Here is an 8,286-nt window from a genome sequence, read left to right on the forward strand (position 1 = left end):
TCGCTGGCGCCGGTCGGCGAGCTGGTGCGCGGCCTGCTCGGCCCCGACGTCCCGTCCGGCCCGGACGTCCTGCCCGGCCCGGACGTCCTGCCCGACGCGGACGTCCCGGCCGGCCCGGGATCGCCGCTGCGGGTGGTGGCCGTGGACTACCGCAGCGGCCACCGGGTGGTCTTCGGCGATCCGGACGCCCCGGCCGTGCCGGTCCCCGACGCCGTGATGGCCTCCTGCGCGATCCCCGGCTGGTTCGCGCCGGTGCGCCTGGACGGCTCGGCCTACGTGGACGGCGGCTGCTGGTCCGCCACCAACGCCGACCGGGCCGAGGCGGCCGCCCTGCTCCGCCGCGACGTCGGAGAGCCGGCCGTCGCCCTGGCCGGCCGGGTGATCGGCGAGCCGGTGCACGCCGTCGCCGCCCAGCGCCGCATGGTGGAACGGTTCTTCGAGTCGAACTAACATGTGCGGCAGGTCAGTTCGTCAGTTCCTCGACCAGCCGGCGGTAGACCTCGAAGGCCGGCTTGGGCGTGTAGTCGTCGCGCAGCAGGCCGAAGTGGGGGAACAGCCCCGTGCCCGCACTGTCCGCGTCCCGCAGGGCGAAGAAGGCGTAGCCGGTGACGTTGAGCTCGGCGGCGAGCCCGGCGACCGTCCGGACCACCTCCGCCACCACCTCGGCCTGCCGCGCCTCGCTCCGCCCGGGGCCGGTGGGCCAGCCGTTCTCGCAGATCCGCAGCGGAACGCCCGGCCCGATCCCGGCCGGGGGCAGCGAGTCGCGGCGGAATCCGGCGACCACCGCCCGTACCGCGTCGGCGAGTTGCCCGGGCGGGACGGGGCGGAAGACGTCCGGGAAGAAGTCCAGGCCGACGTAGTCCAGGGCGCGGTGGAAGCGCTCGTCGGCCAGCCGGCCGAGTTCGGCCCAGAAGGTGTCCGCGGGGTCGAAGGAGGGCACCGCGTTGAAGCCGACGGCCAGGCCGTCGAACCCGTGGGCCAGCGCCTCCTCCTTGGCCGCGACCACGCCCTCGACCAGCGCCCGGCGGACGTTCGGGATGCTGCCGTCCACGGGCGGGAGGTCGAGGTTGGGCTCCTCGCAGATCTGGAGCAGGGCGAGCCGGTGCCCCTCGGCCCTGACCGTCCGCCGGACGAAGTCCAGCCAGCCCGCTGTCTCCCCGCCGCGCTCCCGGTACTGGAGCACCAGGTCGAGCCTGCGGCCCTCGGCCGCGTACTGCCCGGGCTGCTCGGGGGTGTGCTCGCCGCCCGGGTACGAGCGGTAGGCGCGGACCAGGAACTCGGCGGCGCCGCCCTGGAGTTCGCGCAGGGCGGCGGTGATCCTGGCGGGGTCGTCGGGGCGGACCGGAGCGATGACGCCGGTGTCGTCACCGACCGGTCCGCCGGGATAGATGCCGAAGGTGAAGGTCATGCCGTCACGGTAGCCGATATTTTTGGTGCCACTGCAAATTTAGAGTGACATCATGTTCCGTGGGTAGGATCCGGCCATGGGACTTCGCGAACTCAAGAAGCAGCAGACCCGGGAGCTGCTCTCCGACACCGCCATGGGCCTGTTCGCCGAGCGCGGGTTCGACCGGGTCACGGTGGTCGAGGTGGCCAGGGCCGCCGGGGTCTCGCCGAACACGGTCTTCAACTACTTCCCGACCAAGGAGGACCTGTTCTTCGACCGGCAGGAGGAGGTGGTCGCCCACCTGGCCGAGGTGGTCCGGCGCCGCCCCTCGGGCGGTTCCGCCGTGGACGCCGTCCGGGCCGACCTGCTGGCGGCCTTCGCGAGCGGGGAGCCGACGGTCGGGCTGAACCCCGGGATGGCGGCGTTCTGGCGGATCGTCGAGGACAGCGCCGCACTGCGGGCGCGGCTGCTGGAGCTCGGCGAGCGGGCCGAGGCCGCGCTGGCGGCCGCCCTGGCCGAGGCCTCGGGGGCCGCCCCGGAGGACCCGCTCCCCCGGATCGTGGCCGGCGCCGTCGCGGGGGCCCACCGGGCCGTGCTCGGCGAGGTCCGCCGGGCCGTGGTGGCCGGGGAGCCCACCGAGGCGGTGCGGGCCCGGGCCGAGGCGGCGGTGGAACGGGCCTTCGGCCTGCTCGCCGCGGGCCTCGCCCGCTACCCCGCCGAAGACCGGGCGCCCGGCCGCGGAGGCCGGTGACGGGAACGGCGCAGGCCGCCCGGTCGGATCGACTCGGGCGGCCTGCGCCGCTGTTCGGCTGGTCAGCTCATCGCGTCCGCAGCCCTCCGGCCCGTACGGACCGTCAGCTGTGGCGACCGCGGCGACGGGCGGCCAGCACGGCCAGACCGCCGAGGCCGAGCAGGCCCACGCCCGCCAGGCCGAAGATCACCGGGGTGTTGCCCGCGCCGGTGGAGGGCAGCTCACCGCCGGGGTGGTGGCTGGTCGGCTCCTTGGTCGGGTGGTGGCTGGTCGGGGCCGGACCGGCGCTCGACGTCGTCGCACTGGCCGACGGCGAGGTCGGCGCGGGAGAGGTCGGAGCCGGGGACGTCGGAGCGGGAGACGTCGGGGCCGGTGAGGTCGGGGCCGGTGAGGTCGGCGCGGGAGACGTCGGAGCGGGAGAGGTCGGCGCCGGCGAGGTCGAGGTCGGGCTCGGCGACGTCGGCGTCGGGGACGGCGTCGGAGAGGTCGGCGACGGGCTGGGCGTCACGGCGCAGTCCGGCAGGTCACCGTCGAACGGGTAGCTGTGGATCTCGTACCCGCCGGTGCCGGTGTGGATCAGGTTGCCCGCGAGGTACACCCGGCCGTTCATGCCCGGCTGGGCGATCGTCGTGGTGCCGCCCGGGTTGCCGGCCATGACCGAGCCCTGGAACTGGGCGCTGCCGAGGATCTGCGCCGAGGTCGCGGTCGGGAAGTTGTACATCAGCTTCGAGCGCATCTCGGTGGTCTGGTCCCCGGCCAGGCCGGTGCCGGTGTAGGTGTTGATGACCGGGCTGTCCCCGAGCATGTTCACCACCACGGTGGCGCCGGCCGGGATGTTGTTGAAGACCAGGCCGATCTGCCCGCCGGACGGCGAGGCGAGGTTCTGGGTGACGTTGAAGACCTGCTTCATGCTGGTCCCGTCACCGGTGAAGGTCGCCTCGCTGGCGGTGACGGCGACGGTGCCGGTCGCGGTGGCCCGGCCGACGCAGTCGGAGACCTCCTCGATCTGGGTCAGCACCGTCTGGTAGGGCGCCGCGGCGTTCGGGTCCTGGATCGACTCCCCGGTCGGGTCGATGTTCACCGTGCCGGTGACGGTGCCCGCGTGGCGCAGGTTGCCGAAGGCCGGGCCGGTCGAGTCGCTGCCGCCGATCAGGATGCTGTTGCCGGCCAGGACGTCGACGTTGCCGCCGGTGGTCACGAAGTCGCTGCCGTTCGGCGGCACAACGCGTGAACCGACGCCGACGACGCCCATGTTGTAGATGCCGCCGCCGTTCTTGTCGACGGTCAGGTTCCCCAGGGCGACGATCTTGCCCTCGGCCTCGGCCGCGCGGCCGTTCACGGTGTAGTTGCCACCGGTGAAGACGTTGATGCTGGCGTCGCGACCGGGGAAGTCGCCGTTGTTCGGCGGCGGCCAGGTGGCGGGGCAGTCCGGCCCCGAGCAGGCGCCCAGTGGCGGGGCCAGCGGAGCGGCCGAACCGACCGTCAGCACCGCGGCCAGCGGCAGCGCCGTGAGGGCCGTCGCCACGGCGACCCTGACGGCCCGGCGCCTGCGGGTGGCGGGCGCTCTCACGGTGGTCGTTCTGTGATCCGGCGAACCGGTGGCCTGACCCATCGACAATCCTCCGCGCATGAGAAAGAGTGCAGGCCTGGACGACCTGTCACGTTCCGTGATATCTGCTGGCGACCCCACAGATCTGGGATATCCAACCCCAAAACGGACTATTCGCACCCTACAGAGCCTCAGATCGAATCCGAAATTCATTCGAACGGAGCAGTCGTTTGCCAGGCAGGCACGGCCGGACGGGTCGGACAGGGGTTCGCGGGCCACGACCCAGGCCCTAGGTTGGAGACATGACCACCGAGGCCCAGGACCAGAGCGCGCCGCTCGTCGCCGTCACGTCCGTCGACGCCGTACTGCGGCACCCCGAGGTGGGCGAGCACCTGCTGACCGCCCTGGAGCGGGAGCGCGCCGCGCGCTTCCGGCACGAGTCCGGACGGACCGAGTTCACCGCCGGGCACCTGCTGGTCCGGCTCTGTGCCGCCCGGCTGCTCGGCGTTCCCGCGGCCGGCCTGGTGCTCGCCCAGCAGTGCCCCGACTGCGGGCTCGCCGACCACGGCAAGCCCTACCTGCCGGACCACCCCGGAGTGCACGTCAGCCTGTCGCACACCCAGGGCGTGGTCGCGGCCGGCGCCGGGTTCCAGCCGGTCGGGGTGGACGTCGAACTGTCCGCCCGGAGCGGCTCGCTGCGCGCGGTCGCCCGCCGGGTGCTCGCCCCCGCCGAGCTCGCCCTGGTCGAGGCCGACCCGGAGCCGGAGCGGGCGTTCCTGCGGCTGTGGGTGCGCAAGGAGTCGCTGATCAAGATCGGGCGGGCCTCCCTGGAAACCCTCCGCCGGGTCGACCTCTCCGCCCTGCCGCTGGCCGTCCCGCCGGGCGCCCCGCTGCGCAGCCGCTACGAGGACCTGCACCTGCTCGACTGGACCGCCCCGGAGCACTCCGCCGCCGTCGCGGCCGTCAGCACCGCCCCGCCCCGGGTCGTGGAGCTCACGACGGCGGGCTGAGCACCGGGAAGGAGCGGGCTCCGGCGGCCCACCCGCACGGTGGTCCGCCGGATAAGCGGTGTTAGCGTGCCTGGTCGTGGGCACGCCGACAGGCGCGCCCGCCGACTCCCCAGCTGCCCACCGGATCCAGAGGGTGCCCCGCCATGGCCAAGTTCCTGCTGAGCCTGCACGTCCTCGTGTCGGTCCTGTTCATAGGCCCGGTCGCGGTGGCCGTCAGCATGTTCCCCCGCCGGGCGAAGGCCGCCCTGGCCGGCGGTCCCGACCAGGCCTCGGACGCCGGGGTGCTGCGCATGCTGCACCGGATCACCCAGGTCTACGCACTGCTCGGGGTAGCGGTGCCGCTGCTGGGCATCGGCCTGGCCCAGGTGATGGACGTGCTCGGGCAGTCCTGGATGATCGTCTCGATGGTGCTGACCGCGCTCGCCGCGCTCTCCCTGCTGCTCTTCGTCCTGCCCGGCCAGCAGGCCGCCGTGGACGCGCTCGGACTCGACCCGTCGGACGAACGGCACGCCAAGGCCGTCGGCGGCCTGAAGCTGCTGCCGATGACCGCCGGGGTGTTCAACCTGCTGTGGGCCGTGGTCGTGGTGCTCATGGTCATCCGCCCGGGGTCGAGCACCGGGGTCTGACCCCCCGGTCCTCCCCTCCCGCGCCCTCCCACCTCCCGCGCCCCCTCCCGCCGACCCGTCCCGTTCGAGTACCGTCCTGGGCCATGACGATCATGGCGGGCATGGGCAGCCCGACGGGAACCGGCGTGGGCCCGCTGCTGCGCGGCTGGCGGGAACGACGGCAGCTCAGCCAGCTGCAACTGGCGCTGCGGGCGGACTCCTCGGCCCGCCACCTCAGCTTCGTCGAGAACGGCCGCTCCTGCCCGAGCCGGGAGCTGGTGCTGCGGCTGGCCGAGCAGCTGGACGTCCCGGTGCGCGAGCGCAACACCCTGCTGCTGGCGGCCGGTTACGCCCCGCACTACCCCGAGACGCCGCTGGACGACCCGTCGATGGCCGCGCTGCGCGGCGGGCTGGAGCGGCTGCTGGCCGCCCACGACCCGTACCCGGCGGTCGTGGTCGACGGGTCCTTCCGGGTGCTGGCGGCCAACCGCGCGCTCGGGCTCCTCGTGGACGGCGTCGCCCCGCACCTGCTGGAGCCGCCGTTCAACGCGATCCGGGTCACCCTGCACCCGGACGGGCTGGCGCCGCGCATCGTCAACCTGCGGCAGTGGCGGCGGCACCTGCTGGAGCGGATGGAGCAGCAGCTGGAGCTGGTCCGCGCCGAGCCGCTGCGGCGGCTGTACGAGGAGGTCCGCGGCTACCCCGAGCCCGCCGGGGACCCGGCGGACGGGCCGGACGGGGACCCGCCGGCCGCGGACGGCTTCCCGTTCGCGCTGCCGATGCGGATCCGGCACGAGGGGCGGGTGCTCTCCTTCCTCTCCACCATCGCGACCTTCAACACGCCGCTGGACGTCACCGTCTCCGAGCTGGCTCTGGAGGCCTTCCTGCCGGCCGACGCGGAGACGGTGCGGTTCCTGCAGTCCGCGGTCGGTCCCGAACGCTAGGGTGCGTCGACCCTAGGGCGTGCCCCGCTCCCGGCCCTCCCGCCGCAGGGCGGTGAACTGGAGGACGGCGAACAGGGCCACCACCGCGGCCTGCGCCGGGATCCAGACGAACCCGGCGGTGGTCGGCTCCAGCCACAGCCCCATCGCGACCAGGCTGAGCACCACCCAGACCAGGTTGACGTCGATCACGGCCCGCACCCCGGCCACCGGGGGCCGCCGGCGGACGGCCAGCGCGCCGACCGCGAGCGCGTAGCCGAGGAGGAGGAGCCCGACGTCGACCAGGGTGGCGCGGCCGGCGCCGAGCAGCTCGCCGAGCGGGCCGGAGAAGGCCAGGTAGGCCAGGCCGTTGCCGCCGGTGACCAGGGCGTCCAGGGCGAGGGCGCCGCGCACCGTCCACGGTGAGAGGACGGACCCGGGCCGGGCGGGCGTGAGGGTGTTCGCGTGGGCGGACATGACGGATCGCCTCCTGTCGGGGGTGGGAGCCCGGGGCCTCGACGGCCTCACCGGGTGCCTCCACCCTGCCCGGTGGGGCGGCGGGCGTCGATTACCTCGCGGGTAAGGGCCCGCGCCCCGGATCCCGGCCGACCCGCTACGGCCGCCGGGGCGGCTGCCGGAGCAGGACGCCCGCGCGCTTCACCGCGCGGGCGGTGATGGTGGTCTCGGCCCTGGCGGCGCCGAGCGGGCCGAGGGTGTCGGTGAGGAAGCGGTACAGCTCGGTGTGGTCCGCGCAGAACACCGTGGCCAGCAGGTTGGTCGGGCCGCTGGTGGCGAACACCCCGTGCACCTGCGGGTGACGGGCCAGCGCCGTGCCGACCTCGGCGAGCCGGCCGGGCGGCAGGTCCAGCCAGAGGTTGGCGTCCACCGCCATGCCCAGCAGCCGCGGATCCACGGTGGCGTGGGTGCGCAGCAGCCCGGCCCCGTCCAGCCGGTGCAGCCGGCGGCGCACGGTGGACTCGGGCGCGCCGACGGCCGCGGCCAGGGCGGCGTGGGACTGCCGGGCGTCCTCGCCCAGCCGCTCCAACAGCGCACGGTCCAGGTCGTCCAGCGACGGCTGCCCGGCGGGGCGCGGGGCGGCGGGCCGCGAGAGGGAATGCCGCGGGGCGGAGGGGCCCGGGGCGGAGGGCCCGCCGAGCGCGGCGGCCTCCTGTTCCGTCAGGTACCCGGCCCGCCACTGCCCGGCGTCGGCGAAGGCGTGCAGCACGGCGTGGGTGGTGGTCTCGGTGACGGCGCCGGTCGCGGGCAACTGCCCGTACAGCAGCCGGTCCCTGGAGGCGGCGTCGGTGAGCATCACGGCCCCGACCTCCTGGCCGCCGAGCATCACGTCGACGAACGGGACGTCGGGACGGTCCGCGAGGGCCTGCGCGACGGCGTCCACCCGGCCGCTCAGCACCCGGACCCGCAGCAGCAGCGCGCCCACGGCGGCGTCCTCGACGTCGGGCAGCCGGACCACCCGCAGCACCCCGGCCTGCCGCATCCGGGCCAGCCGGCGGGTGACCGTCCGGGCGGAGACGCCCAGCACCTCGGCGATCCGGCCCGGCTCGGCCCGTCCGTCCAGCTGGAGGGCGCAGACGAGGCGGCGGTCGAGGGTGTCCAGCACGGCGTCCGGATCGGCGGTCGAGAGGTCCACGATGTCCGATCTCCGTCACTTCCGGCGGCTGGAGCGTCCTGTTCGGCAGCCTGACGGTACTCCTTGTCCCGGCCGGAGCGGACCCGGCCCCGAACGAGGAGGAACCACCGTGACGAACGAGCTGTGGACGCTGGTGGAGGGCGTGACGGCCGCGGTGCGCGAGGTCGGGGCGGGGCTGGCGGCACACCGGTCCGCCGACCCGGTCACGGCCCGGACGGTCGAGGAGGCGGCGGCCCGCTTCGCCGAGCTGGACGGCCCGGCGGCCGCGCTGCTGCGGGAGCGGCTGACCGCGCTGCGCCCGCGGGCCGGCTGGGCACCGGAGGACCTGGAAGGCCCGGTGCCCGCCGAGGGCGAGTGGTGGCTGTGCGACGCGACCGACGGCGCGGTGCAGTACCTGCTCGGGCAGCCGCACT

General features: G+C 74.8%; 10 protein-coding genes and 2 pseudogenes. 6 read left to right on the top strand and 6 right to left on the bottom strand.

Features of this window, described 5'->3' with window-relative positions; translation table 11 throughout:
• Nucleotides 1–450 (top strand): patatin-like phospholipase family protein (locus BU198_RS22990; RefSeq protein WP_188298753.1); only part of this gene is annotated, 450 nt, incomplete at its 5' end.
• Nucleotides 451–463: 13 nt separating this feature from the next.
• On the opposite strand, the gene BU198_RS22995 is transcribed toward BU198_RS22990, so the two are convergent.
• A complete protein-coding gene (locus BU198_RS22995) occupies nt 464–1,408 on the bottom strand; it encodes a hypothetical protein (protein ID WP_188298754.1) in 945 nt (314 codons plus the stop codon).
• A gap of 76 nt (nt 1,409–1,484) precedes the next feature.
• Between BU198_RS22995 and BU198_RS23000 the strand changes: the two genes are divergently transcribed.
• A complete protein-coding gene (locus tag BU198_RS23000; protein WP_188298755.1) occupies nt 1,485–2,138 on the top strand; it encodes a TetR/AcrR family transcriptional regulator in 654 nt (217 codons plus the stop codon).
• 103 nt (nt 2,139–2,241) lie between these two features.
• Here BU198_RS23000 and BU198_RS44285 read toward each other — a convergent pair whose 3' ends face one another.
• The 3 genes and pseudogenes from BU198_RS44285 to BU198_RS23005 form a co-directional block, all read right to left on the bottom strand.
• Nucleotides 2,242–2,358, bottom strand: coding sequence for an LPXTG cell wall anchor domain-containing protein (locus BU198_RS44285; protein WP_223244812.1), 117 nt, complete (start codon nt 2,356–2,358; stop codon nt 2,242–2,244).
• A 1-nt stretch (nt 2,359) separates the two neighbouring features.
• Nucleotides 2,360–2,653: a pentapeptide repeat-containing protein gene (locus BU198_RS44290; RefSeq protein WP_223244813.1), complete on the bottom strand. Its 294-nt coding sequence runs from the start codon at nt 2,651–2,653 to the stop codon at nt 2,360–2,362.
• A gap of 23 nt (nt 2,654–2,676) precedes the next feature.
• A pseudogene (locus BU198_RS23005) lies at nt 2,677–3,900 on the bottom strand (choice-of-anchor A family protein); the annotation flags it as partial.
• 89 nt (nt 3,901–3,989) lie between these two features.
• Between BU198_RS23005 and BU198_RS23010 the strand changes: the two are divergent.
• The 3 genes from BU198_RS23010 (at nt 3,990) to BU198_RS23020 (ending at nt 6,246) form a co-directional block, all read left to right on the top strand.
• Complete coding sequence (locus tag BU198_RS23010; protein WP_188298757.1) at nt 3,990–4,697, top strand: 4'-phosphopantetheinyl transferase family protein; 708 nt, start codon at nt 3,990–3,992, stop codon at nt 4,695–4,697.
• A gap of 143 nt (nt 4,698–4,840) precedes the next feature.
• Entirely contained in the window at nt 4,841–5,323 is a 483-nt protein-coding gene (locus BU198_RS23015; RefSeq protein ID WP_188298758.1) for a hypothetical protein, read from the top strand.
• Nucleotides 5,324–5,406: 83 nt separating this feature from the next.
• A complete protein-coding gene (locus BU198_RS23020; RefSeq protein WP_188298759.1) occupies nt 5,407–6,246 on the top strand; it encodes a helix-turn-helix domain-containing protein in 840 nt (279 codons plus the stop codon).
• 12 nt (nt 6,247–6,258) lie between these two features.
• Here the strand turns inward: BU198_RS23020 and BU198_RS23025 are convergent, their stop codons facing one another.
• Nucleotides 6,259–6,699: a hypothetical protein gene (locus BU198_RS23025; RefSeq protein ID WP_223244811.1), complete on the bottom strand. Its 441-nt coding sequence runs from the start codon at nt 6,697–6,699 to the stop codon at nt 6,259–6,261.
• A 136-nt stretch (nt 6,700–6,835) separates the two neighbouring features.
• A complete protein-coding gene (locus BU198_RS23030; RefSeq protein WP_188298760.1) occupies nt 6,836–7,873 on the bottom strand; it encodes an Lrp/AsnC family transcriptional regulator in 1,038 nt (345 codons plus the stop codon).
• A gap of 109 nt (nt 7,874–7,982) precedes the next feature.
• Between BU198_RS23030 and BU198_RS23035 the strand changes: the two are divergent.
• Nucleotides 7,983–8,286: pseudogene (locus tag BU198_RS23035) on the top strand (inositol monophosphatase); the annotation flags it as partial.

This window comes from Streptomyces sp. CBMA156 (assembly GCF_014596515.1).
In the GTDB taxonomy this organism is placed as follows: domain Bacteria; phylum Actinomycetota; class Actinomycetes; order Streptomycetales; family Streptomycetaceae; genus Kitasatospora.